The sequence below is a fragment of the Brevibacterium sp. LAARM2_SD2 genome (assembly GCF_057364785.1).
The window spans coordinates 1-26470 of record NZ_JBNFOM010000007.1; the positions used below are offsets into that span (position 1 = coordinate 1).

The window sequence follows — 26470 nt, forward strand, 5'->3', positions numbered from 1 at the left end:
CGCGGGGCCCGGCAGGTCTTCCCGGCCGCGACGATCACCGAGCTGCCCTTCGCCGACGGCGGCGAGGGCACCCTCGAGGCCCTCCTCGCGGTGTGGGGAACGCCGGCGCGCACCGTCGACGTCGTCGACGCCCTCGGCCGTCCGACGACCGCCCGCTACGGGCTCTCCGCCGATGGCAGGACCGCGGTCATCGAAGCCGCCCAGGCCAACGGCCTCCCCCAGGTCTCCGACGTCCCCCTCGACCCCGAACGCGCCGACACGTACGGCGTCGGCCTCATCGCCGCCCAGGTGCTGAACGACGGCGTCGACGAGATCCTCCTGTGCATCGGCGGCTCGGCGAGCACCGACGGCGGCGCCGGGATCGTCGCGGCCCTCGGCGCCGCCCTCACCGACTCCGCCGGGGAGCCGATCGCCCCCGGCGGCGGCGGACTCTCCGCCCTCGCCGCCGTCGACGCCTCCGGTCTCGACCCGCGCGCCCGCACCGTGTCGTGGCGCATCGCCGTCGACGTCGACAATCCGCTCACCGGCCCGCGCGGGCAGCGGCCGTCTTCGGCCCGCAGAAGGGCGCCGATGCCGCGACCGTGACGCGCCTCGATGACAACCTCGCCCATTTCGCCGAGGTGCTCGGCAGCGAGCATGCCGCGACCCCCGGGTTCGGGGCGGCCGGGGGGATCCCGCTGGCACTCACCGCGCTCCTCGGCGCCGAGGTCGTTCCGGGCTCGCGCATGGTCGCCGAGGCGGTCGGGCTCACCGAGGCCCTCGCCGGCGCCGACCTCGTCCTCACCGGCGAGGGGTCGTTCGACTCCCAGTCGCTCGGGGGCAAGGTCGTCGCGGCCGTGCGGGACCACAGCCCCGCCTCGGCGAGCATCATCGTCGTCGCCGGACGCGTCGGACTCACCCCCGCCGAGTGCCGGGAGGCCGGCATCACCGCCGCGCTCTCGATCGCGCCCGGACCGGCGGACCTCCCCGAACTCTCGGCACGCGCCGAGGAGCTCATCGAAGCGACCGCCGCGCACGCGTGTGCGCTCGTGGCGGCCGGACACCAACAGAAAGGGCACTGATCATGGCGAACACACTCACTGTCGGACAGCAGGCACCGGACTTCTCCCTGCAGGATGCGAACGGACAGACCCATTCGAAGGCGGATCTGGCAGGCAAGCGCTTCATCCTCTACTTCTACCCGAAGGCGGCGACGCCCGGCTGCACGACGGAGGCGTGCGACTTCCGCGACAACTTCGCGTCGCTGACCGCGGCGGGCTTCGAGGTGCTCGGGGTCTCCCCCGACGGCCCCGAGGCGCTCCAGGCCTTCGCCGCGGACGAATCCCTGACCTTCCCGCTGCTCTCCGACCCGGATGCGGCCGTCGCGAAGGCCTACGGCAGCTACGGGGAGAAGACGATCGGCGATCGGACCGTCGAGGGCACGCTGCGCTCGACCTTCGTCGTCGACGAGTCGGGTGCCCTCAGCCTCGCCGAGTACAACGTCTCCGCCGACGGCCACGTCCGGCGCCTCCGCGAGACCCTCGACGTCTGACCCTCGACGTCTGACCCGACACAGCCCTCCGGGGCGCTCAGCCGCGTGCTGCGTGAGTGCCGGAGGGCTGTTGAGGCGAGGTCGCTCCGCGGTCAGCGGGCGGTGAGGAGCCGGCCGTGCGGGACCGTGAAGTCGACGGGGGCACCGCCGAGCAGTGTGTCGGTGACCCGGCCGCGGACGACGCGCTGATCGTACGCGGTGATCTGGTTGCGGTGGTAGAGCTCGGTCGCCGACACCGTCCACTCCTCGTCGGGAGCGAACACGGCGAAATCGGCGTCGCCGCCCACGGCGATCGCGCCCTTGCCCGTGACACGGGCGACGGCGGCCGGGGCCGCGGACATCCAGCGGACCACCTCGGCGAGATCGATGCCGCGCCGCGCCGCCTCCGTCCACACGAGCGAGAGGCCGAGCTGCAGGGACGAGATCCCGCCCCACGCGGCACCGAAGTCACCGGAGTCGAGGAGTTTGAGCTCGGCCGTCGACGGCGAGTGGTCGGAGACGATGCAGTCGATGGTCCCGTCGACGAGTCCCTGCCACAGCGCCTCGCGGTTGGACTCCTCGCGGATCGGCGGGCAGCACTTGTGGGTCGTCGCCCCGTCGGGGATCTCCTCGGCGGTGAGGACGAGGTAGTGCGGGCACGTTTCGACGGTGAGCCTCACCCCCTCGGCCTTCGCCGCGGCGATCTGCGGCAGGGCGTCGGCCGAGGACAGGTGGAGGATGTGGGCCCGCCCGCCGGTCTCCCGCGCCGCCTCGATGACGTGGGCGATCGCGACGTTCTCGGCCTCGCGCGGCCGCGAGGCGAGGAAGTCGGCGAACTTCTGGCCATGCGCTGTCGGCGCGGTGGCCATGACGCCGTGGTCCTCGGCGTGGACGATGAGGAGACCGTCGAAGCTCGCGATCTCGGCGAGGTCGGCCGTCATCTCCGCAGGCGTCAGCGGCGGGAACTCCTCGACTCCGGAGTCCTCGAGGAAGCACTTGAACCCGTAGACCCCGGCGTCGTGGAGGGGGCGCAGATCGTCGCGGTTGCCGGGGATCGCCCCGCCCCAGAAGCCGACGTCGACGAAGGCCTTGGGCCCGGCGACGGCCCGCTTCGTCTCCAGCGCCGCGACGTCGACGGTCGGCGGCACGGAGTTGAGCGGCATGTCGACGATCGTCGTCACCCCGCCGGCGGCCGCGGCCCGGGTCGCCGAGGCGAATCCCTCCCACTCGCTGCGGCCGGGGTCGTTGACGTGGACGTGGGTGTCGACGAGCCCGGGCAGGAGCACGCGGGTGTCGTCGACCTCGACGATCCGCGTGTCCGCCGAGGCGGTCGCCGCAAGATCCTCACCGTCGGCGGCGACCGCGACGATGACGCCGTCCCTGACCGCCACCTCGGCGGGTCCGACCCCGCCGGGCAGGATCGCCCGGCGGGCGCGGATGATGAGATCGACCGCCTCGGTGCCGGTCCCGGCATCGGTCGCAGTGGTGGGTGTGCTCATGGATTCCTCCTCAATGTCCCGACGGCTCAGTGTCCCGCCGACTCAGTGTCCCGCCGACCGTCGGCTGCCCCGCTCACGGGGCCATGGTATACCGAAGCACCGGTGCGGTGCTCCTCACTTCGCGGCGACGAGCTCGCTCAGCGGGGTGAGCGCCGTCGGGGCGTCGGCCGGGGTCTGCGCGAGGACGTCGAACTCGTTGATCGCGTCGAGCGCGAGACCCATGGAGATGTTCGTGACGCGCTCGAGGATGATCTCGACGACGACGGGCACCTGGTGCTCCTCCATGAGCTCCTTGGCCACCCGCAGACCCTCGCCGATGAGCTCGGGATCCTCGACGCGCAGCGCCTTGCAGCCGAGCCCCTGCGCGACGGCGACGTGGTCGACGCCGTAGCCCGCGGACTCACCGGACGCGTTGATGTTGTCGAAGGCGAGCGAGACCTGATAGTCCATCTCGAATCCGCGCTGCGACTGCCGGATGAGGCCGAGGTAGGAGTTGTTGACGACGACGTGGACGTAGGGGATCTTGTGCTGCGCCCCGACGGCGAGCTCCTCGATCATGAACTGGAAGTCGTAGTCGCCGGAGAGCGCGACGACCGTCTCCCCCGGTTTGCCCTTCGCGACGCCGAGCGCCGCCGGTCCCGTCCAGCCGAGCGGACCCGCCTGGCCGGCGTTGATCCAGTGCCGGGGCCGGTAGACGTGGAGCATCTGCGCGCCCGCGATCTGGCTGAGCCCGATCGTCGAGACGTACGTGACGTCCTCGCCGAAGGCCGCGTTCATCTCCTGGTAGACGCGCTGCGGCTTGATCGGCTTCTCCGTGTAGTTCGTCTTCCGGTGCTCCGTCGCCTTCCGCGCCGTGCACTGGCCGGCCCACTCCGTGAAGTCCGGCAGCGCCGCGGCGCCCGTGCGTGCCCGCGCGGCCGCGAGCAGGGCGTCGAGGGCGGCGCCGGCGTCGGAGACGACGCCGTAGTCCGGGGCGAAGACGCGTCCGATCTGCGTCGGCTCGATGTCGATGTGGACGAACGTCCGACCCCTGCGGTAGACGGCGAGGTCGCCGGTGTGGCGATTGGCCCACCGGTTGCCGATGCCGATGACGAGATCGGAGTCGAGGAACGAGGCGTTGCCGTAGCGCACGTGCGTCTGGATGCCGACCATGCCGGCGGCCAGCGGGTGGCTGTCGGGGATCGTCCCCCAGCCCATGAGCGTCGGCGAGACGGGGATCGAGGTGAGCTCGGCGAATTCGACGAGGCGATCCGCGGCGTCGGCATTGATGATCCCGCCGCCGGCGATGATGAGCGGGTGCTTGGCCGCGGCGATGAGATCGAGGATCTTCTCCGCCTGCGCCGAGGTGGCTGCCGGCCTGTCGACCCCGAGCGGTTCGTAGGTGTCGATGTCGAAGTCGATCTCCGTCTGCTGGACGTCGATCGGCAGGTCGATGAGGACGGGTCCGGGGCGGGCCGAGCGCATGAGCTGGAACGCCTTCTGGAACACGCCGGGCACCTGACCGGCTTCGAGGACGGTCTTCGCCATCTTCGTCACGGGTGCGGCGATCGCGGCGATGTCGACGGCCTGGAAGTCCTCCTTGTCGAGCACGGCCACCGGCGCCTGCCCGGTGATGCAGAGGATCGGCTGGGAGTCAGCGGCCGCGGCGTAGAGTCCGGTGATCATGTCCGTGCCGGCCGGGCCCGAGGTGCCCAGGCACACGCCGATGTTGCCGGCCGCCGCCCGGGTGTAGCCGTCGGCCATGTGCGAGGCGCCCTCGACGTGGCGGGCCAGCGTGTGGCGGATGCCGCCGTGGGCCCGCATCGCCGAGTAGAGCGGGTTGATCGCGGCACCGGGCAGGCCGAAGGTCTCGGTCGCGCCCTCCTTCTCGAGGATGAGGACGATCGCGTCGACTGCGCGCATTCTCGTCATCACGCCGCCCCTTCCTCTGCCGTGGTCTCCTGCGCCGAGGCGGTGTCGCCCGCGGCGGTGTCGCCGGCGGCGATGTCGTCCGAACCGGAGAGCTGTTCGACGACGGTGAGGAGACCGGAGTGGTCGAGACCGCCGTTGCCCTGGGCGACGGTGGCGGCGACGAGCTGGGCGACGGCGGCGCCGAGCGGGATCGCCACGCCGGCCTCGCGGGCGGCGGCGGTGACGATGCCCATGTCCTTGTGGTGCAGCGCGAGGCGGAAGCCGGGGGCGAACTCGCGGTCGAGCATCTTCTGCCCCTTCTGCTCGAGCACCTTCGATCCGGCGAGACCGCCGCCGAGGACCTGGAGCGCGGAGGCGGTCTCGACGCCGTAGGCCTCGAGGAAGACGACCGCCTCGGCGAGGAGTCCGATGTTGCCGGCGACGATGAGCTGGTTCGCGGCCTTGACGGTCTGCCCCGAGCCCGAGGGTCCGACGCGGACGATCGTCTTGCCGACGGCGTCGAAGACGTCCGCGGCGGCGTCGAAGTCGGCTTCCTCGCCGCCGACCATGATCGAGAGCACGCCGTCGATCGCGCCGGGCTCGCCGCCGGAGACGGGAGCGTCGAGCGGCTTGAGGCCGGCCTCCTTTGCCTGGGCGGCGAGATCCTTCGCGACATCGGGACGGATCGTCGAGAAGTCGATCCACGTCGCACCGGCGTCGGCGGCGGCGAGGATGCCGTCGTCGCCGGTGAGCACGGCCTCGACATCGGGTGAGTCGGGGACCATCGTGATGATGAACTGGGCGCCGGCGACCGCCTCGGCGATCGAGTCCGCGGCCTCACCGCCGGCGGCGACGAGCTCCTGCGCCTTCGCCGGGGTGCGGTTGTAGCCGCGGACGGTGAAGCCGGCCTTGACGAGGTTCTTCGCCATCGGCAGTCCCATGATGCCGAGTCCGATGAATCCGATTGTTGTGCTCATGATGGAAGTCCTTACTGGTCGTAGTCGGTTGGTCAGCGGGCGAGCCACGCGAAGGCGGTGTCGCGGTCCTGCTTGTACTCGAGTGCGATGCCGCCGGAGTAGCCGAGCTCGAGCGAGCGGGCGATCCACGCCTCGAGCGGGAGCTGCCCGGTGCCCGGTGCCCCGCGGCCCTCGGCGTCGGCGATCTGGATGTGCCCGAAGCTCGCGGCCCCGGTCTCGATAGCCGCGGCGACGTCGTCGCCGTTGACGGCGAGGTGGTAGAAGTCGGCGAGGACGGCGATGTTCTCCGTCCCCGCGGCCCGCACCTGCTCGACGACGGCGGCGGCCTCGGCCGCGGTCTTGAGCGGGTAGGCCTCGGCCCCGGAGATCGGCTCGACGAGGACGGTGCCCTCGACCGCGGCGGCGACGACGGCGAGGTTCTCCAGTGCCACGGCGTCCTGCTCCTCCGGGGTCGAGTCCGCGAGCCTGAGGCCGTAGAGGGCGTTGAACGCCCGGCAGCCGGTGCGGCGGCCGATCTCGGCGACGATGGCCGCGTTCGCGGCGACGTCGGCCTGCGCGCCGGGGATCGAGATCATCCCGCGGTCCCCGCCGGCCATGTCGCCGGCCCAGAAGTTCAGCCCCTTGAGCTCGACCCCGGCGTCCTCGAGCGAGGCGACGAAGGCATCGACCTCGTCCTGGCTCGGGGTCGGATTGCCGTCGAAGGGCCACCAGAACTCGACCTTGTCGAAGCCTGCGTCCTTCGCCGCCTGGGCGCGCTCGAGCACCGGGAGTTCGGTGAGCAGGGTGGAGCAGTTGAGGATGTAGCTGTCTGCCTGAGTGAAGTCGAACGACATCGGGGTCTCCTTCGCGACTCTGCGAGTTTCCGTATTACGGAAGTTAGTTTCCGTTGGATGAAATCAGCATACGCATCGTCGGCGCGGAGAGTCAAGACCCTTGCACCGAAGACTCAGCCCTTGACGAGCTCGCCGTCGATCCACACGCGGGAGACGTCGGCGGGGGTGCCGAGGGCGAAGATCTTCGCCAGCGCGTCCTCATCGGAGCCCGCATGCGCGATGCCGACGTCGAGCGGCTGCCCGGCCGCGGGGTCGATCCACACGGCGTCGAAGCGCTTGCCCACCGACAGGTCGCCGACCTCGGCGTCCAGTCCGAGCGCTGCGGCCCCGGCCGCCGTCGCGAGGTGAAGGAGGTGCGTCGACGTCAGCGGGACTCCCCCGGCCGGGTCGAGCTGCTGCATGAAGTACGCCTGCACGCCCTCCTTGAGCAGGGAGAACCCGATGCCGGCGCGACGTCGGAGCCGAGCGCGACCCTCACCCCGGCGTCGAGGTGGCGGCGCAGCGGGAAGAATCCGCTCGCGAGCGCGGAGTTCGACGTCGGGCAGTGCGCGGCCGCCGCCCCGACCTCGGCCATCCGCGTCAGCTCCCGGTCGGTGGGGTGGACGTTGTGGGCGAGGATCGTCTGCGCGCCGAGCAGCCCGGCCCGATCGTAGGTGTCGAGGTAGTCGCGGGACTCGGGGTGGATCTCTGCGACCCCGGTGATCTCGTCGCGGTTCTCGTTGAGGTGGGAGGTCACCCAGATGCCCGGGTTGTCCCTGACGAGACCGCCGCCGGCGGCGAGCAGCTCGGGTCCGGCGGAGAAGGAGAACCGCGGGGTCACCGCGAAGCGCAGCCGTCCTCTCCCGTGCCAGCGGTCGATGAGCTCCTGGCTCTCGGTCACCGAGCGGTCGACGTCGGTGAGGAGGACCTCGGGGAGGTTGCGGTCGCTGGTGACCAGTCCCGTCGTCATCCGCAGCCCCACCTCGGCGGCGGAGGCGAAGAGGATGTCGACGGCGGAGGCGAAGTGCGATCCGAAGACCATCGCCGAGGTGGTCCCCGCCGAGGTCAGGCCGGTGAGGAACTCGTGGGCCACGGCACGGGCGTAGGCGTCGTCGCCGAGCTTCGACTCCTCGGGCAGGGCCGCCTCGTCGAGCCAGTCGAGGAGCGGCTTGCCGAGGTGGCCGATCGCCCGGACCTGCGGGTAGTGGACGTGGGTGTCGACGAACCCGGGCAGGAGGACCCCTGAGCGGAGGTCGACGACCTCGGCGTAGGGGTGGCGCTCCCGCGCGGTCGCGAAGTCGGTGCGGGCGACGATGCGGCCGGCGTCGACGACGAGCGCGACATCGGCGTCGCTGCGCAGGGTGCCGCCGGTGAACGGATCGGTCGGGGTGTCGAGGATGCGGGCACGGAAGATCTGCATGGGGTGGACTCCTGAAGTCTGGAAGGTGGAATGGATCGGGTCAGGGCAGGCGGCTGAGCAGGTCGCCGGCGACGCTCACGGCGATCGTCGCCGGGCGCTTGCCGCTGACTGCGGGCAGGCCGATCGGGCACATGATCGTGTCGACGGCCTCGGGCGCATGCCCTTCGGTCTGGAGGGCCCGGCGGAAGCGCTGCCATTTCGCGCTCGAGCCGATGAGGCCGATGGAGCCTAAGTCCCCGCGCGTGAGCGCGGCGGCACAGAGGTGGAGGTCCTCGGCGTGGTCGTGGGTCATGATGAGCACGTGCGCGCCGGCGGGCAGGCTCATCAGCACCTCTTCGCCGACGACGGCGAAGTGGCGGGTCACGGCGGCCACCGGGGCTTCGAGATGGTCGAGTTCGCTCAGCTGCTCGGGCCGCGAATCGGACACATGGAGGTCGATGTCGTGGCGGGAGAGGATGCGGGTGAGTTCGAGCCCGATGTTGCCGATCCCGAAGATCGCGACGACGGCGGGCACGGGCAGCGGTTCGAGGAGGAGGGTGACCTCTCCCCCGCAGCACTGCCGCCCGTACTGCGCCGGGGCCTTGTCGTTGAGCCGCAGGCTGAGCATCTCGGGTTCGCTCTCCCCGCCGTCGAGGAGTGCGCGGGCACGGGTGACGGCCGTCATCTCGAGATTGCCTCCGCCGATGGTCCCGAAGAGGTCATCGGCGGAGACGATCATCTTCGCGCCGGCTTCCCGGGGAGCGTGTCCCCGGACCGAGGCGAGGGTGACGAGGACGGCCGGCACCCGAGCGCTGCGAAGCTCGGCTGCGGTGTCCATCCAGGTCATGACGGCACGGGCTCCCGGGAGCGGACGGCCTCGAGTGCCCAGAACACGGCCTCCGGGGTCGCCGGGGACGCGAGTTCGACGACGGTGCCCGGGGCCCCGAAGGCGCCGACGGCCTCCCGCAGGGCCTCGCGGACGGAGAAGGCGAGCATGAGCGGCGGTTCGCCGACGGCCTTCGAGCCGTAGACCGCGCCCTCCTCATGGGCCTTCTCCAGCAGCGCGACGTTGAAGACCTCGGGCATCTCGGAGAAGCTCGGGATCTTGTACGTGCTCGCCGCCTGCGTCGCCAGCCGTCCGCGGCTGGGCTTGTCGCTGTCGTCCCAGCGCAGGTCCTCGAGCGTGAGCCACCCGGCGCCCTGGACGAAGCCGCCCTCGATCTGGCCGAGGTCGATGAGCGGGGAGAGCGAATCCCCGACGTCGTGGACGATGTCGACGCGGCGCAGCGTGTACGAGCCGTCGAAGCGGCTGACCTCGACCTCGCTGACGGCCGCCCCGTACGCGAAGTACTTGAACGGCTCCCCGCGCATCTCCGAGAGGTTCCAGTGGAGTCCCTCGGTGCGGTAGAAGCCGGAGGCCGAGAGCTGGATCCGCTGGAAGTACGCGGTGTTGATGAGCTCCTCCCACGTGATCGTCTTCGCCGACGAGAGGGCGCTGACGATGCCGCGGCTGATCTCGACCTCGTGGGCGGGCGCCCCGAGGAGGCCCGCGGCGACGTGCCTGAGCCGACCGAGGATCTGCTCGCACGCGTCCTTGACGGCTCCCCCGTTGAGATCGGAGCCGGAGCTCGCCGCCGTCGCCGAGGTGTTGGGGACCTTGTCCGTGCGCGTGGGCGCGAGCCGCACCGTCGACAGCGGGACCCCGAGGCTCGTCGCCGCGACCTGGAGCATCTTCATGTGCAGGCCCTGCCCCATCTCCGTGCCGCCGTGGGTGACGAGGACGGAGCCGTCCTTGTAGACGAGGACGAGGGCCCCGCCCTGGTTGAAGGCGGTGAGGTTGAAGGAGATCCCGAACTTCACCGGCGTGATCGCCAGCCCCCGCTTGACGTCGTCGTGGGCGGCGTTGAACTCGGCGATCTCCGCCCGCCGGGTCTCGACGTCGCCGGCGGCGAGCACCTGATCCCAGCACGCCTCCATCCGGTCGGGATGGCGCACGGGCTGGTAGTACGGGGTGTCCTGTCCGGCCTGGTAGAAGTTGCGGCGGCGCAGCTCGGCGGCGTCGATGCCCAGCTGCGGGGCGACGCGGCCGAGGATGTCCTCCATGACGAGCATCCCCTGCGGTCCGCCGAACCCGCGGAACGCCGTCTGCGAGGTCTTGTGACATTTCGCGATGCGTCCGTGGACGCGGATGTTGGGCACCCAGTACGCGTTGTCGATGTGGCACATCGCGCGGGTGAGCACGGGTTCGGAGAGGTCGAGGCTCCAGCCGCCGTCGGCGGTGAGCGTGGCCTCGAGGGCGAGGATCCGCCCGTCGTCGTCGAACCCGATCCGCCAGGTCGAGTGGAAGCCGTGGCGCTTGCCGGTCATCGTGATGTCGAGGGTGCGGCTCAGCCGCAGCCGCACGGGGCGGCCGGTGAGGGTCGCGCCGAGGGCGGCGAGGGCGGCATAGCCGTGGGGCTGCATCTCCTTGCCGCCGAACCCTCCGCCCATCCGCAGGCACTGGACGGTCACCTCGTTGGCGGGGATCCCGAGGACATGGGAGACGATGTCCTGGGTCTCCGTCGGATGCTGGGTCGAGCACTGGATGAAGACCTGGCCGTTCTCGTCGACGTGGGCGAGCGAGGCCTGGGTCTCGAGGTAGAAGTGCTCCTGGCCGGCGAACTCGAACTCTCCTGCGAAGACGTGCGCGGCGTCGGCGAAGGCCCCGTCGACGTCGCCCTTGTCGATCGTCGGCTGGATGCCGTGGAAGCTGCCGGCGGCGATCGCCTCGGGGACGGTGACGAGCGAGGGCAGCGGGGTGACCTCGGCGGTGACCGCCTGCGCTCCGGCCTTCGCGGCTTCGAGGTCCTCGCCGAGGACCCAGGCCAGGGGCTGGCCGAAGTACATGATCTCGTCGACGGGCAGCATCGGCTCGTCGTGTTTGACGCCCTGGTCGTTGACACCGGGGATGTCCGCGGCGGTGATCACCCGCACGACCCCGGGCACCGCGAGGGCGGGTGCGGTGTCGAGGGAGTCGAGGCGCGCGTGCGCGTGCTCGGACCTCACCGGGAACGCGTGGAGGACGCCGGTCAGGCGCCCGACGAGGTCGTCGGTGTAGAGGGCGGCGCCGGTGACGTGGCCGAACGCGCTTTCGTGGTGGTGGCTCTCGCCGACGACGGGGTCGGCGGGGCGCTGGGACAGCTGGCTCATCGTCCGGCCTCCTCGGTCATCGCGGCGAGCTGTTCGGCGTAGAACCGCTCGAGGGAGGAGCGGAGCATCGCCGTGCGGTACTGCGCGCTCGCCCGGTGGTCGTCCATCGGCGTGCCCTCCGCGGCGAGCGTCTCCGCCGCCGCGTGGACGGTCTCGAGCGTCCAGGGCCGGCCTTCGAGCTCGGCTTCCGTCGCCCGGGCCCGCAGCGGTGTCGCGGCCACTCCGCCGAGGCCGATGCGGGCCTTGACCACCACCCCGTCGACGACGTCGACGGCGTAGCCGATCGCGACGGAGGAGATGTCGTCGAAGCGCCGCTTCGCGATCTTCTGGAACGACGTCAGGGGTGCCAGCGGCAGGGGGATCCGCACCGCGGAGATGAGTTCGCCGGGCTTCCGCACGGTCTGCCGGTAGCCGGTGAAGTAGTCGGCGAGCGGCACGGTGCGCTCACCGTCGCGCGAGGCGAGCACGAGCTCGGCTTCGAGGGCGAGGAGGGCCGGCGGGGTGTCCCCGATCGGCGACCCGGTGCCGAGGTTGCCGCCGATCGTCGCCCCGTTGCGGATGAGACGGGAGGCGAACTGCGGGAAGAGCTTGCCGAGCAGCGGCACGCTGCCGGCGAGTCCGCGTTCGACCTCGCTCAGGGTCAGGGCGGCGCCGATCTCGATGTGGTCGGCGGTGCGCCGGATGCCGCGCAGCTCGGGCAACCGGTCGATGGCGAGCAGCGACTTCGCGCGCACGCCCTTGATGTTGACCTCGACACCCCAGTCGGTGGCGCCGGCGACGAGGAGGACGTCGGGGTCGTCGGCGAGGATGCCGAGCGCCTCGGCGAGGTCGGCAGGGCGGCGATAGCGGCCCAGGTCCCCGGTCGGGGTGTCGGGGCGGTGGAGATCGGTGGGCGCCGAGGCGGGGGCGGGGTCGGCCATCCGGGCGGCCAGGGCGTCGGTGGCCTCTGGGGTGCCGAGTGCCTGTGCGGCGTCCTTGATCGGACGGTATCCGGTGCAGCGGCAGAGGTTGCCCGAGAGCGCGTGGAGATCGAACTCCTCCCGCCCGGGGCGGTAGTATTCGGCGGCCATCGAGCAGATGAAGCCGGGTGTGCAGTAGCCGCACTGGGATCCCCCGCGCACGGCCATCTCCTCGGCGACGGGGTGGATGTGGTCACCGGCCGAGAGTCCCTCGGCCGTGATGACCTCCTGGCCGTCGAGGGCCGCGGCCGGCAGGAGACAGGAATTCACCGACGTCCAGCGGGTCGTGCCGTCGCCGTCGGGTCGCGCGATGAGGATCGCGCAGGCTCCGCATTCGCCTTCCGCGCAGCCTTCCTTGGCTGCGGTCAGGCCCTCGCCGCGGAGGAAGTCGAGGGCATTGGTATGGGTGGGACCGTCGAAGTCGCGATCGGTGCCGTTGACCGAGATCCGACAGGCCGAGCGTTCTGTGGTCGACGCTGACATCGCACTCACCTCCTGCGCCTCAGCGAGGAGGCGCACAGTGCATGGTTGGAACAGTTGCGCTGGCTCTCCGAGACTTCTGGTTATCCATGCGAACAGCAGCGGAGAGCGGTCGGCGGGGCGTCATCGCCCCGCGGGCGTCAGTCGCCGTGGGCGATCTGCCCCTTCCCCCACGCGGTGTGCTCCGTCACAATGCTCATCCTCCCAAGATAGCCGAAATGGGGCCGCGAACGAAGTAGAGGACGAATCCGGCGGAGACGATCCACAGCAGCCAGTGGACGTGCTGTCCGCGACGGCTGAACGCGTGGATGAGCGCCCACGAGATGAAGCCGACGCCGATGCCGTTGGCGATCGAGTAGGTCAGCGGCATCGTCACCATGGTGAGGAAGACCGGCAGCGAGGTGCGGAAGTCGCTGAGGTCGATCTCGCGGATCTGCGTGACCATCATGGCGCCGACGACGACGAGGGCGGCGGCGCCGGCCTCCATCGGGATGACGCCGATGAGCGGGGCGAAGAACATCGAGAGGAGGAAGAGCACACCGGTGACGATCGCGGCCAGTCCGGTTCTCGCGCCTTCGGCGATGCCGGCAGCGGAGTCGACGAACACCGTGTTCGACGAGGCGGACGCGCCACCGCCGGCGACGGCGCCGAGGCCCTCGATGACGAAGGCGCTGCGGATGCGGGGGAACATGCCGTCCTTCGTCTGGAGTCCCGCGCTGCGGGCCAGACCCGTCATCGTGCCCATCGCGTCGAAGAAGTTCGTGAACACGAGGGTGAAGACGAGCATCGTCGCGGCGAGCACGCCGATGCGCTCGAAGGCTCCGAAGAGGTCGAACGCGCCGATGAGCCCGAAGTCGGGCAGCGCGACGATCTGGTCGGCAGCTGCGGTGCGCTGAGGTTCCAGCCGGCCGGGTCGGGGTTGACCGGGTCGCCGACGGTGCCGAGCTTCGCGAACGCCTGGATGATGATCGCGGCGATCGTCGCGACGATCATGCCGATGAGGATGCCGCCGGGCACCTTCCGCGCGACGAGGACGCCGATGAGGATGAGGGCGCCGATGAACACGAGCGTCGGCAGCGACGTGATCGACCCGTCCTGTCCCAGCTGCACGGGCGGACCGGCCGGGGTCCGGGTGACGAAGCCGGAGTTGACGAACCCGATGAATGCGATGAAGAGGCCGATGCCGACCGTGATGGCGATCTTGAGCGCGTGGGGAACCGCGTTGAAGATCGCCGTGCGGATGCCGGTGGCGCCGAGGAGGACGATGATGATGCCGTTGATGATGACGAGTCCCATCGCCTCGGCCCAGGTCACCTCCTGGACGACGGAGACGGCGAGGAAGCTGTTCATCCCCAGGCCGGCGGCGAGCGCGAACGGCAGTTTGGCGATGACGCCGAAGAGGATCGTGATGAGTCCCGCGACGAGTCCGGTGACGGCCGTGAGCTGAGCGAAGTCGAGCGTGCCGCCGGCGACGTCGGCGGAGCCGCCGAGGATGAGCGGGTTGAGCACGACGATGTAGGCCATCGCGACGAAGGCGACGATGCCCCCGCGGATCTCCTGCTTGACCGAGGAACCGCGCTTGGTTATCTCGAAGAATCTGTCCAGTGCGCCCGAACTGCGGGCGGCGGCGTCCGTGTCCTGCCGCTGGTCGTCGTTCGACACTTCTTTGTCTGCCATTGTCATGGACCACCTCAAACTGTTCGATTTGGTCGGCTATGACATCGTCGTCGCAGCCCTGCGCCTTGAACATGCGCAACGAAAGAGAAGTATCCTTCCATGATGCGGAAAATATTTCTATTTCATCCCGACAGTCTCGCGTCTCACGGTCGGTGTGTCAATCGTCACAGGCGAAGTGCAACCCATTCGAGACCCTGGCCGCGACGGGCCCGGACACACGAAAACCCCCGGCTGACCAGGGGTTTTCATTGGCGGTGGCGGTGGGATTTGAACCCACGGTACGGGGTTACCGTACACAACATTTCGAGTGTTGCACCTTCGGCCGCTCGGACACGCCACCGCCGACAACAATACAGTCGGTGCCGGGAGCGGGCCAAATCGGATCGGGGTGAGTGCGGTCACGTCCCCCGCTTGGCCGTGAAGAAGTCGCTGAGCAGGGCCGCCGCCGCGCTCTCCTGCACCCCGGAGTAGACCTCGGGGTGGTGGAGCGCCGCCCGATCGCGCGGCAGATCCCACACCGACCCGACGGCTCCGGCCTTCTCGTCGAAGGCGCCGAAGACGAGGCGGGCGACCCGGGCGCCGATGAGCGCTCCGGCGCACATCGCGCACGGCTCGAGGGTGACGACGAGGGTGCACCCGTCGAGGCGCCACCGCCCGGTCGTCGCGGCGGCCTGCCGCAGGGCCAGCAGCTCGGCATGGCCGAGCGGATCCTCGTCGACCTCCCGCCGGTTGTGGCCGGTCCCGATGACCCGACCCTCGCGGTCGAGGACGACGGCCCCGACGGGAACGTCGTCGTGCGCGGGTGCCCGGGCCGCCTCGGCGAGGGCGAGGGCCATCCACGCGGAGAAGTGCGCATGCCCGCCGAAGCCGAGCTCATCGGCACGGGTGTCGTGGCTCAGCGGGCGGCCTCGAGCTGATCGGCGAAGCCGACGGTCTCCCCGACGTGGGCGACGACGCGCGCCGGATCCGAGGGGTACTTCTCGACCTGCTCGATGAGGTCGGCGGGAGTCAGACCGCGGTCGGCGAAGATGTCGGCGTCGCCGCCCCATTCGCCGTCGCCGTCGAAGTCGAGCATCTCGACCTCGTCCTCGACGTCGTCGTCCTCGTCATCGGCGTCCGGCTCCTCCGCATCGAGCCCGAACTCCTCCTCGGGTTCGGCCTCGTACGCGTCGTCCGGGGAGTCGAGGTAGTCGGCGAAGATCTCCGCGAACGGGCTGAGCTCGGCGGCGCCGAGATCCGAGATGAAGACCTTGACCTCGTTGTCCGCGGCGAGGCGGACGAGACCGAACCATTCGTCCTCGTGTTCGATGACGGCGACGGCCTCCCCGTCATCGGTTCCCGCACTCCGCATCATGTCGACAAGGCTGTCGAGGTCCGTGGCGTCGCGGACGTCGACATCGAGAGCGCGGAATCCGTCGCTCGACTCGGCAAGGATCTCAGTGAAGTAGGACATGACTCCATTGTGGACTCTTCCCCCGGCTTTCACCACAGCCGATTCCCGTACCATCTGAGTATGCGCCTTCACGTAGCCGACCACCCCCTCATCGCCCACAAGCTCAGCGTTCTCCGAGATGAGAACACCGATTCCGCGCGCTTCCGGCAGCTCACCGAGGAGCTCGTCATGCTGCTCGCCTACGAGGCGACCAGGTCCCTGGCCGTTGAGGACCGGGAGGTCACGACACCGGTGGCGACGTTCACCGGGACTCGGATGGCCGAACCCCGTCCCGTCGTCGTCCCGATCCTGCGCGCGGGCCTCGGCATGCTCGACGGGATGCTGCGCATCCTCCCCACCGCCGAGGTGGGCTTCCTCGGGATGGTCCGCGACGAGGAGACCTTCGAGCCGACCGCGTACGCCGATCGCCTGCCCGACGACCTCAGCGGACGTCAGATCTTCGTCGTCGACCCGATGCTTGCCACCGGCGGGACCCTGGCGATGGCCATCGACTTCCTGCTCGCCCGCGGCGCCCGCGACGTCACCGCCGTCTGCCTCGTCTCCGCACCGGAGGGCGTCGAGCGCATCGAACGCGACTACGGGGCCTCGGCGAACGTCGAGATCTACACCGCCGCCCTCGACGAGCGCCTCAACGAGCTCGGCTACATCGTGCCCGGCCTCGGCGACGCCGGCGACCGGATGTACGGCATCGTCGACTGAACGATCTCGTCACAAAACTTCACACTCGTCTCAGAACCCGGCGATCCTTTGCCCGGGTGCGCGCATGTGACGAATAATGAAGGCATGACCTCTGCGAATCACGAAGCGCGAATGCGCGCGGCATCGATGTGTATGCCCTGCGTTCGTCGTCGGTGATCGCCCTTCCGCTGTCCGGCTGCGAACGAGTGCAGACACGTCGCGCAGCGGACTCCATCGCATCACCCAGAGGACAGACATGCCGAATCCCGAACCGAACTACGTCCACCCCCGCAGCGCTGTCGCGGTGCGCCGCGCCGGTGCCAGGCTGAGCGCCGTGGACCCGCAGAACCCGCCGCACACCTACGGGCCCTCCGGCGTCGTGCCCTCGCCGAAGGCGGCGCGCGGCATCATCGTCTACATCGGCCTCGACGAGTCGAAGGCGCCGCGGACGGCACGAACCTCTCCGCGATCGCCGGTGAGCTCCAGGCGTACGCGAAGGAACTCGCCTCCCAGGCCGAGACCCAGGCCGTCATCGCCCTGGCCCCCGAGGGCCGCGGCAGCGACATCGACGCCGTGCGCGCCGTCGCCAACGGCTCCCCCGCCGCGTCGGGAACCCCGGCCGGCAGCCACGGCCCGGTGCGCTCCCGGATTCCCAACCGCATCCATCCGCCGACCCTGCGCGAGACCGAGGCCGGACCCGCCGAGCGCCTGCGCATCGACATCCCGCGCCGCGAGGTCCGCATCGACGGCGATCTCGTCGATGTCACGACGAAGGAGTTCGACCTCCTCGCCACCCTCGTCTCCCATGCCGATGAGACGCTGCCGCGCGAGGCCCTCATCGCCGCCGTGTGGTCGGGGGCCGAGGAACCGGACGAGCGCACCGTCGACGTCCACATCCGCCGACTGCGCCGCCGCCTCGGCGAGCACTCCTCGGTCATCCGCACGATGCGCGGCGCCGGCTACCGCTACGACACGCATCCCGACGTCACCGTGTGGTCGGCCACCGCCCATCGGTGACCCGGCCCATCGGTGAACCAGCCCATCGGTGAATTAACACTGAGACGCACGTCGCACGGCCCGTCCAGCAGGGGGCCAGGGTTCGCGGTTAGGATTCCTAATCGATGAATCAGCCATATTCCCGGCCCGCTCGCGCACGGAAGTCCGCGAAGGGCATCACCGCACTCGTCGTCGGCCTTCTCTACGCCGCGTTCCTCGTCCTCCACGAGCTGCTGCCCGCCCGCGGCGGCATCGCCCTGCTCGTCGAGAGCATCCTGCCGTGGACGGGGATCATCATCGGGCTCGTCCTGCTCATGATGCTCTTCCGGTTCTCCGTGCTCTCGGTCATCGGCGTGCTCGTCCCCGCGCTCGTGTGGGGCGTGATGTTCGGCGGTCCGCTCCTGCCGGCGCGCGATGCCGGCACCCCGGACCTCACCGTCGCCACGCAGAACGTCGGGGCCCGCCTGCCGGAGCCGACGGCCACGGCGCAGAACATCGTCGCCGCCGATCCCGACATTGTCACGATGCAGGAGCTCGCGTCACTGTCCGGGCAGATCATCCAGGACGAGCTCAATGCCTCGTTCGCCCACTCGGAGGTCATCGACACCCTCGGCGTGTGGTCGAAGTGGCCGATGTCGACGCCGGAGGAGATCGACCTCGGACTGCAGTGGCCGCGCGCCTTCGCGACGACGATCGCCACCGATCACGGCGACATCCGGTTCTACGCCGTCCACATGCCCTCGGTGCGGCCGGGCCAGGAGGGAATGCGCAACGCCGCTCTGCGCCGGCTCTCGACCGTCATCGAGGGCGATGACGCGGAGCAGATCATCGTCGCCGGCGACTTCAACACCGCGTCGACGGATCGGAACTTCGACGAGCTCGTCCCGCCGCTTCAGGACACCCGCGTCGAGGCGCGCGGGGGCTTCGGCTTCACGTGGCCGGCGCAGTTCCCCGTCACCCGCCTCGACCACATCCTCTACCGCGGGTTCACCGCGACCTCGGACAGGGTCCTCGGGGAGGGCACGAGCGACCACCGCGCGGTCATCGCCGGGCTCGATCTCGCCTGAGCTGCGCGCGGGCTCAGCTCGTGCACTGTCCCGTCGGCACCGGGGTCGTGTTCGCCGCGCCGGCCTGGAGTTCGTCGCGGATCTCGGCGCGGGTGAGCGCGTAGCCGGTCTCCTCGTCGGTGGCCGAGCGGGCGAAGACCATGCCGACGACATTGCCGCCGGAGTCGATGAGCGGTCCCCCGGAATTGCCCTCGCGGACGATGCCGCGCAGCGAGTAGACGTCGCGCACGACGCTGCTCTGGTCGTAGATGTCGAGGCCGCGGGCGTTGATCTGCTCGCGCACCCGCGTCGGGGAGATCGTGTAGGGGCCGTTGGCGGGGAAGCCGACGACGACGGAGTCGTCCCCGGGTCCGAGCGGACTGCCGAACTCGAGGGCGGGAGCGTCGAGCTCGGGGACCCGGAGGACGGCGACGTCGGCTTCCGGATCGAATTCGACGACCTCGGCGGAATAGGGGCGCCCGGTCCCGCCGACCTGCACGGCGAGGCTCGTCGATCCGGCGATGACGTGGGCGTTCGTCGCCACGAGCCCGTCGTCGTAGACGAAGCCGGAGCCCTCGGAGCCGGCCCGGCACGTCGTCGTGGTGGTCGTGATCTTCACGACCGACTCCTCGACGCTGCGTCCGACCTCGACCATGTCGGCGTCGGGTTCGCCGACCCCGCGGATCTCCTCGGTCTGCCCGGAGAAGACCTGCGGGAAGCCCGTGGCCCGCAGGGTCGAGGCGAGATCGCCGAGCGCGCTCTGCGAGGAGTACGGGATCGTCCGGTCGATCGCGGCGATGACGCCGGAGTCGGCGACCCACTGGTTGGGCCCCACGAGCGGGGTGGCGCGGATGAAGCCGGCGGCGAGCCAGATGACGAGGACGTAGACGACGCCAGCGGTCACGGTGCCCCCGATCGCGTCGATGCCCTGCCCGAGCTCGGAGTCCATCGCGCGTTTGATCCACGTGCCGATCCCGTTGCCGGCGAAGGCGAAGAGGACGCTGAGCACGAGCGGCATCGCCGCGAGCAGCGCGACGACGCCGGGATTCTCCATCGCCGAGGTGCCGGCGGAGAGGTTCTCGACGAGCGGGGAGAGCAGCCGTCCGGCGATCCACCCGACGACGAAGCCGACGACCGTGCACAGTCCGACGACGAAGCCCTGCCGGAATCCGGCGAAGAGGGCGCCGATGCCGAGGAGGACGATGATGATGTCGACGATGATCATGACACGGCCTTCGCCTCGCCGCGGGAGGCGGCGAGCAGCCGGTCGCGGGCTCCGGCGAATTCGCGGAGCTCGAAGTTCTCGATCTCCTTCTCACGACCGCCGCCGATGCCGGCGAGCAGGCGCATGCGCGTCGTCGACAGCTTCCCGGCGAGCCGGATCATCTCAGCCATCTCCGCCTTGCCGCCGGGGAACGACTTGGCCCACCGGCGGCCGGACTTCCGGCCCTTCCACGTGCCGAGCATGTCCGCCTCGGCGTGGGAGAGCCACCCGGAGTTCGCGTAGTCGCCGAGCATGTTGAGCGTGTGGAGGCGCTCGCTGCGGCGCAGCAGCAGCCCGAGAACGACCCAGCAGGTCGTGAGGATGAAGCTCAGGACGATGAGTCCGACGATCTGGGCGATCGGACTGATGAGCTGGAGGCCGGTCATCGACCCGTTCCAGATCGCGTGGAGGCACATGCCGATGAAGAGTCCGGGCAGCCACATGAGGACGACGGCCCACCACGGCCACTTGCGGGCGGCGAAGCCGATCGTCACCCCCGCCCAGCTCGAGAACGCGGTGTGGAGCAGCGGCGAGCACAGGCAGCGGAGGACGAAGGTGACCCACAGCCCCGAGGTGCTCTCCTGCCATGCGGTGCCGAGGTAGAGGATGTTCTCCGTGAAGGCGAAGCCCGCGCCGATGAGGGCACCGTAGACGAGGCCGTCGAGGGGGCCTTCGAAGTGCCGGCGGGCGGCGAGGACGAGGACGACGAGGAGGGAGGTCTTCATCGTCTCCTCGACGATCGGGGCCTGCACGACGGTGGCGAAGACGTCGGGCATCTCGCCGACCCCGACGAGGAAGAGGGCGACCTCGCCGACGAGGGAGACGAAGAGGGTGAGGATGACCGAGGCGACCGCGCCCCAGAGGAGGCAGAGGCCGAGGAGGATCTTCGGCTGCGGCTTCCACCTGTCGAGCCACAGGACGTAGGCGATGATCCCGACGAGCGGGATCGCCGAGAGCCCGATGAGGGCGAAGAGCCTGGCCCCGAACTGGAAGCCGCCGGCGACGGCCATGACGAGGAGGCCGAAGACGAGGGCGCACAGCGCGAGGATCGCGATCGCGAGCCGGACGACGTTCGTCGTCGAACCGGGCTCCTCGGGCGGCTGGGTGCGGCGCACCGCTCCCGTCCACGGGGTCTCCGACACCCGGTGATCGGGGGTCTGCATCGACGCGCGCACCCGCATCTCCTGTGTCACGGTCGGGGCGAAGCGCGGCTGTTCGTAGACTCGGCGGGGTCCCTGCCCCGGGTGCGGAATCCCCGGCTGCGAGCCGACCGGCTGCCTGTGGTGGACCGGGGGGCCGGGATAGACGGGTCGACCGGCGGGATCGCCGCGGCGCTGCTGCGGGCGTCGGGCCTGCTCCTCCTGCGGGCGCTGCTCCTCCTGCGGGCGCGGGCGGAAGCGCTCATCGCTGCGCCGCGGGTCGACCTGGGGCGGCCGGACGAAACCGGGCGGTCCTGCCATCGGCGGCCGACCACGGGCGGCCTGCCATCGGCGGGCCTGCCATCGGCGGTCGTCCCGGGAACTGCTGCGGGCCCATCGCCTGCCGCGGTCCGGGCTGCGGATTCCCGTGCGGGCGGTTCCCGTGCGGGCCGTTCCCGTGCGGGCCGGGGCCCTGGTTCGAGCCCGCCTGTCCTGGGCCGACCTGTTCCGACATAGTCCGTCCTTCTCCATGGGGCGCTCGAAGCCGCTGTTCAGAGCGTTGACTGCCCCATCAGTCTACGGTCGAACACTGACACGCACCCTAAAGCGACGTGTCCGTTCAGCAACAGCCGGCACCGGTCACTTGCGTGCATCTGACTGTGGATTCCCGGCACCGAGGCGGGAGGGCCGTGCCGTCGTCGCTGCCCGATTCTGCAGGGCTGAGGAGCCCGCCGGCCGCGCCCGGCCGCGCCGCCGACTCGCGTCCCCAGCCGTGAACCTGCCTTGTCGACTCGCGCTCATTCTCCTGTGGACGCCGGCACCGGTTTCCACAGGGGGTTGTCGGGGTCTGGTCAGGACTCTGTCGTGGGGCGTCCAATCGGGGCATGAAAACTCGCAGACGACCCACGCCCCTGTCCGTCCTCGTCCTCCTCATCGTCGCCGTCCTCTCCTGCGCCGGGCTCTCCCCCGGGCCCGCGCACGGGGCGAGTGCCGAGCTCGGCGAGGTGCCGATGCTCAGCAGCGCCGACGCCTACGGTCCCGGGATCTGGCACGAAGCGCCCGAGGGAAAGACCTGGTACGGGGCGTATCGGACGTTCCCGGACACGTTCGCGTACTGCATCGACGCGGGGAAGCAGTCGCCGCTGCCGGAGTTCTTCGCCGACGCGACGGCGCAGGAGGTCACGGCGCCGGTCACGGCGTGGGCGCTGGCGACGTACGCGGATTCACCGGATCCCGATGTGCAGGCGGCGCTGAGCGCGATCGCCCGGACCGATGAGCGCATCGACCACGATCACACGGTCCCGCCGCAGGAGCCGGGCGACCTCGGTGCGGAGTTCGAGGGGGCCGCGCAGCAGTACGAGACGATCATGGCCGAGGCGAAGCGGATGGCAGGACCTTACACGCTGACCATCGCGCTCGAACCGGTCCTCGACATCCCCATCCTCGAACCCTATGCCGCGGGCGAGGGGGACTTCGCTCGCGCCCCCGCAGACCCGACGCCGTCGTTCCCGACGACGAACCGGGTCACGCTCACCGCCGCCCTGACGACGGCGTCGGGGACCGCGGTGCCCGATGTGCCGATCACGCTCGAGGTCACCGGCGCCGACGGCCCGGCGAGTCTGACGAGCGGGACGGCTCCGGCGACGACGACGCTGACCGCCGAGGGTCCGGGCACGGTGAGGGTGAGCGCCTCGGCGAGCGTCGCCCCGGACACCGTCGCCCTCTACGAGCCGACGTCGGGCACCCGGGTGCAGCGGGTCATCACCCCGGGCGAACCCATCACGCTCACCGACTCCGCCGAGGTCGACCTGACCTCGCAGCCGCGGGTGGTCACGGAGATCTCGGAGGCGAACCCCTCCCCCGGGGACACGGTCACCGACACGTTCACCGTGTCCGGTCTCATCGGCGACCACACCGTCGACGTCGTCCACGAGCTGTGGGCGACGACGTCGAAGCCGGAGGTGGGGAAGAGGAACGACGACGCCGAGGTGGTCGGATCCGTGACGTCGGCGGACGTCGGCAACGGCACCCACGAGTCCCCCGGCATTCGGATCCCCGCGGACTTCCGCGGCTGGGTCTACTTCACCGAGACCATCGCCGCCGACGACTCGACGAGGGAGTGGACGGGCATCCACGGCCAGCCGAAGGAGACGGGCTTCACCCCGTGGACCCCGACAGCGCAGACCCAGGCCCGGCTCGACGGCGACACCGTGACCGACGAGGTCGCGGTGACCGGGCTGCGGCCCGGCGCCGAGGCGAGGCTCACGGTCACGGCCTATCGCACCGACGAGGAACCGGAGCAGTCGGCGACACCGTCGGGCACCGAGATCGCCGCCCAGGACATCACCGTCGTCGCCGATCAGGAGGGCAGCGCGACGGTGAGCACGGAGCCGATCGATATGCCCGTCGGCTGGGTGACGTTCGTGACGACGATTGCCGAGGACGACGTCCACCGCGGCTGGACGAGCGAATGGGGCATCCCCGCCGAGACCGTGGAACGGGTGGCGGAGGGCACCGCGAGTCCTCCCCCGACCGCGCCCTCGCCCCCGGAGCAGCCGGCGCCACCGGAGGAACCTGTGCCCTCGGAGGAACCTGTGCCGCCGAGCTCTCCCCCGACGACTCCGGTCGCGGACCGGCCTCAGGCCCCGGGCCCTGTCTCAGAGCTGCCGCGAACGGGAGCGACCGGCCATGGCTTGCTCATCGGCGCCGGCATCGTCCTCATCGGGGTGGGAGCGGCGACGCTGCTCGTCACCGGTCGGCGGAGACGATGAGGCCACCGGCGCGGAAGAGGTCGCGGAGCGCCGCTGACTCAGTCCCGACCGGACCACTCCTCGGCCCAGCGGCGGGCACCGGCGACGAGCAGGCTGACATCGGCGCCGACGAGGACGAACGACGCCCCTGCATCGAGGTAGGCCCGCGCCTGCACCGGGTCGAAGGCGTTGACGCCGACGGGTTTGCCCGCGGCCCGCACCGCCTCGAAAGTCGCGCGCACCGCCGCGGTGACATCGGGGTGCGTCTGCTGACCGAGCAGCCCCATCGAGGCGGCGAGGTCGGAGGGCCCGACGAAGACGGCATCGACACCGTCGACGGCGGCGATCTCCGCGGCGTTCTCCACGGCCGTCGCCGACTCGATCTGCACGGTCAGGGACACGAGGTCGGCCGCCCGGGTGAGGTAGTCGGGCACGGTGTTCCAGCGTGAGGCCCGCGCCAGCGCGGACCCGACCCCGCGGACCCCGGCAGGCGGGTAGCGCACGGCCCGGGCGGCCTCCTCGGCGTCGGCAACGGTGTCGACCATCGGCACGAGGAGGTTCTGGGCGCCGAGGTCGAGGTGCTGCTTGATGAGGACCCGATCGCACACGGGGACGCGGACGACGGGGGTGGCCGGATAGCCGTTCATCGCCTGGAGGAGCCGGGTCGTCGTCTCGAGGCCGATCGGCGAGTGCTCACCGTCGATGAGGACCCAGTCGAGCCCGGAGGACGCGGCGATCTCGGCGGCCACGGGCGACCCCGAGCTCACCCACATCCCCGCGAGGTGGTCGCCGTCGGCGAGCCCGCGGATCCGGTCGGCGAACGTCGGCGGCAGGTCTACTCGAAACGACATGTGATGGCTCCCAGATCTCCGTAATCGGCGTGGACGGTGTCGCCGGGGTGGACCCACATCGGTCGCGTGAATGAGCCGGCGAGCACGGTCTCGCCCGCCCGCAGGCTGTCCCCGTGGTCGGCGAGCTTGTTCGCCAGCCACGCGATGCCGCGGCCCGGATGGTCGAGGACGGCGGCGGCGACACCGGAGTCCTCGATCGTCTCGTTGCGGTAGAGCAGGGCTGCGACCCAGCGCAGGTCGACGGCGTCGACGGCCACCGGCCGCCCGCCGAGGACCATCGCGCCGAGGGCCGCGTTGTCGGAGATCGTGTCGACGATCGTGCGCCCCTCCATCTCGATGCGCGAGGAGAGGACCTCGAGCGCCGGGACGACGTACTCCGTGGCCCGCAGCACGTCGACGAGCGTGACGTCGGGGCCGGTGAGGTCGGCACCGAGGACGAACGCGAGTTCGACCTCGATGCGGACTCCCGAGTACTGCGCGTGGTCGATGACCGCGCCGGTCTCATAGACCTGGTCGGCGAAGATCGTCCCGTAGTCGGGTTCGGTGATGCCGGTGGCCTGCTGCATCGGCTTCGACGTCAGACCGATCTTGTGCCCGACCATCCGCCGTCCCGCGGCTTCGCCGCGCCGGCGCCACTCCCGCTGGACCGCGTACGAGTCCTCGACGGTCATGTCCGGGTGGGCGGCGGTGAGCAGACCGATCTTCGACCGCGTCCTCTCCGCTTCCGCGAGCTCATCGGCGATGCCCGCGATGACGGCGTCTTCGAGCATGTCCCCTCCTCAGAGCTGGTGGCCGAGCTTGAATTCCTCTTCGCCGTCCTCGGCGCCCGAGTGGGCTCCGAAGTCGGATTCGGCGTCCTCCCGGCGCGTGTAGGAGAACCCGTCGGCGCCGATCGTCACCTCCAGCTCGGAGTCGTCGGTGCGGGCGGTGAGCGGCACGGGGTTGCCCTCGAGGTCGAGGACCGTCGAGGCGTCGGTGTACCACGAGGGCACGACCGGGTTGCCCCACCAGTCACGGCGCTGGTTGTCATGGACGTCCCACGTCACCCGCGGGTTGTCGGGGTCGCCGGTGTAGTAGTCCTGCGTGTAGATCTCGATGCGGTGCCCGTCGGGATCGCGGAGATAGAGGTAGAAGGCGTTCGACACCCCGTGCGGCCGGGTCCCGCTCGATCGAGTCGGACATCCGCAGCGCGCCGAGCTTGTCGCAGATCGCGAGGATGTTGTGCTTCTCGTGGGTGGCGAACGCGACGTGGTGCATGCGCGGTCCGTCGCCGCCGGTCATCGCGGTGTCGTGGACGGTGGGCTTGCGGCGCATCCACGCCGCGTAGACGGTGCCCTCATCGTCCTGGATGTCCTCGGTGACGCGGAAGCCGAGGTCCTCCATGTAGTTCACGGCGCGCGGCACGTCCGGGGTGACCTGGTTGAAGTGGTCGAGGCGGACGAGCGCACCGGGCGAGTAGAGGTCGTAGCGCCATGCGAGCCGCTCGACGTGGTCGACGTCGTAGAAGAACTCGTAGGGGAAGCCGAGCGGATCCTGCACGCGCACGGAGTCGCCGATGCCGCGGACGAAGCCGTCCTTGCGCCGCTCGACGGGGCAGCCGAGCTCACGGTAGAACGCCTCGGCGGCGTCGACCTCCTCCGGGCTGCGGACCCGGAAGGAGAACGCGGCGACCGCGGGCACGGGACCCTTGCGGAGGACGAGGTTGTGGTGGATGAACTCCTCCATCGACCGCAGGTAGACGGAGTTCTCGTCCTCCCAGGTGACCTGCAGGTCGAGGACGTCGACGTAGAAGTCGCGGGAGCGCTGGAGGTCGGTGACGACGATCTCCATGTACGCACAGCGCACGACGTCGGGCGCGGGGACGGTGGGGGTGGTGATGGGGTCGGACATGGGTTTTCCTC

General features: G+C 70.5%; 18 protein-coding genes, 1 tRNA gene and 4 pseudogenes. 6 read left to right on the plus strand and 17 right to left on the minus strand.

Translation table 11 applies throughout. From position 1 onward, the window contains the following. The first annotated feature begins 42 nt into the window (after positions 1–42). Together AC2W7K_RS05980 and AC2W7K_RS05985 are read left to right on the plus strand one after the other, a co-directional pair. Positions 43–1061, plus strand: a pseudogene (locus AC2W7K_RS05980) (glycerate kinase). 2 nt (positions 1062–1063) lie between these two features. Continuing rightward, positions 1064–1531, plus strand: a complete 468-nt coding sequence (locus AC2W7K_RS05985) for a peroxiredoxin (RefSeq protein ID WP_486005873.1) — start codon at positions 1064–1066, stop codon at positions 1529–1531. 92 nt (positions 1532–1623) lie between these two features. Here the strand turns inward: AC2W7K_RS05985 and allB are convergent, their stop codons facing one another. The 12 genes and pseudogenes from allB to AC2W7K_RS06045 form a co-directional block, all read right to left on the minus strand. Continuing rightward, a complete protein-coding gene (gene allB / locus AC2W7K_RS05990; RefSeq protein ID WP_486005874.1) occupies positions 1624–3009 on the minus strand; it encodes an allantoinase AllB in 1386 nt (461 codons plus the stop codon). Positions 3010–3123: 114 nt separating this feature from the next. Next, complete coding sequence (gcl, locus tag AC2W7K_RS05995; protein WP_486005875.1) at positions 3124–4920, minus strand: glyoxylate carboligase; 1797 nt, start codon at positions 4918–4920, stop codon at positions 3124–3126. Next, positions 4920–5924, minus strand: coding sequence for a 2-hydroxy-3-oxopropionate reductase (locus tag AC2W7K_RS06000; RefSeq protein ID WP_486005876.1), 1005 nt, complete (start codon positions 5922–5924; stop codon positions 4920–4922). The genes gcl and AC2W7K_RS06000 overlap by 1 nt, the downstream gene beginning before the upstream one ends. Continuing rightward, positions 5909–6709, minus strand: coding sequence for a hydroxypyruvate isomerase family protein (locus AC2W7K_RS06005; protein ID WP_486005877.1), 801 nt, complete (start codon positions 6707–6709; stop codon positions 5909–5911). The genes AC2W7K_RS06000 and AC2W7K_RS06005 overlap by 16 nt, the downstream gene beginning before the upstream one ends. 113 nt (positions 6710–6822) lie before the next feature. Then, positions 6823–8108: pseudogene (guaD, locus tag AC2W7K_RS06010) on the minus strand (guanine deaminase). A gap of 40 nt (positions 8109–8148) precedes the next feature. Further along, positions 8149–8934, minus strand: a complete 786-nt coding sequence (gene xdhC / locus AC2W7K_RS06015) for a xanthine dehydrogenase accessory protein XdhC (protein WP_344251409.1) — start codon at positions 8932–8934, stop codon at positions 8149–8151. After that, a complete protein-coding gene (gene xdhB, locus AC2W7K_RS06020; RefSeq protein ID WP_486005878.1) occupies positions 8931–11276 on the minus strand; it encodes a xanthine dehydrogenase molybdopterin binding subunit in 2346 nt (781 codons plus the stop codon). The genes xdhC and xdhB overlap by 4 nt, the downstream gene beginning before the upstream one ends. Further along, positions 11273–12718 carry a xanthine dehydrogenase small subunit gene (locus AC2W7K_RS06025; RefSeq protein WP_344251411.1) on the minus strand — a complete coding sequence of 482 codons (1446 nt, stop codon included), beginning with the start codon at positions 12716–12718 and terminating at the stop codon, positions 11273–11275. The genes xdhB and AC2W7K_RS06025 overlap by 4 nt, the downstream gene beginning before the upstream one ends. Positions 12719–12911: 193 nt before the next feature. Continuing rightward, positions 12912–14392: pseudogene (locus tag AC2W7K_RS06030) on the minus strand (NCS2 family permease). Between the two features lie 249 nt (positions 14393–14641). After that, positions 14642–14732: transfer RNA gene (locus tag AC2W7K_RS06035), tRNA-Ser, on the minus strand. Positions 14733–14790: 58 nt separating this feature from the next. Beyond that, the gene (locus tag AC2W7K_RS06040; RefSeq protein WP_344251412.1) at positions 14791–15228 is read right to left on the minus strand and encodes a nucleoside deaminase; all 438 of its coding nucleotides are present in this window, start codon (positions 15226–15228) and stop codon (positions 14791–14793) included. 59 nt (positions 15229–15287) lie between these two features. Continuing rightward, positions 15288–15845 carry a tRNA adenosine deaminase-associated protein gene (locus AC2W7K_RS06045; protein WP_344251413.1) on the minus strand — a complete coding sequence of 186 codons (558 nt, stop codon included), beginning with the start codon at positions 15843–15845 and terminating at the stop codon, positions 15288–15290. Between the two features lie 60 nt (positions 15846–15905). Between AC2W7K_RS06045 and upp the strand changes: the two genes are divergently transcribed. The 3 genes from upp to AC2W7K_RS06060 all read left to right on the plus strand — a co-directional run bounded on the left by upp (position 15906) and on the right by AC2W7K_RS06060 (position 18586). Further along, positions 15906–16544, plus strand: a complete 639-nt coding sequence (upp, locus tag AC2W7K_RS06050; protein WP_198500579.1) for a uracil phosphoribosyltransferase — start codon at positions 15906–15908, stop codon at positions 16542–16544. 552 nt (positions 16545–17096) lie between these two features. Beyond that, complete coding sequence (locus AC2W7K_RS06055; protein WP_486005879.1) at positions 17097–17540, plus strand: winged helix-turn-helix domain-containing protein; 444 nt, start codon at positions 17097–17099, stop codon at positions 17538–17540. A gap of 104 nt (positions 17541–17644) precedes the next feature. Continuing rightward, positions 17645–18586, plus strand: a complete 942-nt coding sequence (locus AC2W7K_RS06060; RefSeq protein ID WP_198500577.1) for an endonuclease/exonuclease/phosphatase family protein — start codon at positions 17645–17647, stop codon at positions 18584–18586. A 13-nt stretch (positions 18587–18599) separates the two neighbouring features. Here the strand turns inward: AC2W7K_RS06060 and AC2W7K_RS06065 are convergent, their stop codons facing one another. Both AC2W7K_RS06065 and AC2W7K_RS06070 read right to left on the minus strand, forming a co-directional pair. Beyond that, on the minus strand, positions 18600–19790 hold the full coding sequence (locus AC2W7K_RS06065) for a MarP family serine protease (RefSeq protein ID WP_198500576.1): 1191 nt from the start codon (positions 19788–19790) through the stop codon (positions 18600–18602). Further along, positions 19787–21289, minus strand: a complete 1503-nt coding sequence (locus AC2W7K_RS06070) for a PrsW family intramembrane metalloprotease (RefSeq protein WP_486005880.1) — start codon at positions 21287–21289, stop codon at positions 19787–19789. Before AC2W7K_RS06070 ends, AC2W7K_RS06065 begins: the two co-directional genes overlap by 4 nt. Before the next feature lie 563 nt (positions 21290–21852). Here AC2W7K_RS06070 and AC2W7K_RS06075 point away from each other — a divergent pair. Beyond that, positions 21853–23739: an LPXTG cell wall anchor domain-containing protein gene (locus AC2W7K_RS06075; protein ID WP_211978097.1), complete on the plus strand. Its 1887-nt coding sequence runs from the start codon at positions 21853–21855 to the stop codon at positions 23737–23739. Between the two features lie 38 nt (positions 23740–23777). On the opposite strand, the gene AC2W7K_RS06080 is transcribed toward AC2W7K_RS06075, so the two are convergent. The 3 genes and pseudogenes from AC2W7K_RS06080 to hpaD form a co-directional block, all read right to left on the minus strand. After that, positions 23778–24569 carry an HpcH/HpaI aldolase family protein gene (locus AC2W7K_RS06080; RefSeq protein WP_211978098.1) on the minus strand — a complete coding sequence of 264 codons (792 nt, stop codon included), beginning with the start codon at positions 24567–24569 and terminating at the stop codon, positions 23778–23780. Next, entirely contained in the window at positions 24554–25339 is a 786-nt protein-coding gene (locus AC2W7K_RS06085; protein ID WP_211978099.1) for a fumarylacetoacetate hydrolase family protein, read from the minus strand. The genes AC2W7K_RS06080 and AC2W7K_RS06085 overlap by 16 nt, the downstream gene beginning before the upstream one ends. Before the next feature lie 9 nt (positions 25340–25348). Beyond that, positions 25349–26459, minus strand: a pseudogene (gene hpaD, locus AC2W7K_RS06090) (3,4-dihydroxyphenylacetate 2,3-dioxygenase). Between the last annotated feature and the right edge of the window lie 11 nt (positions 26460–26470).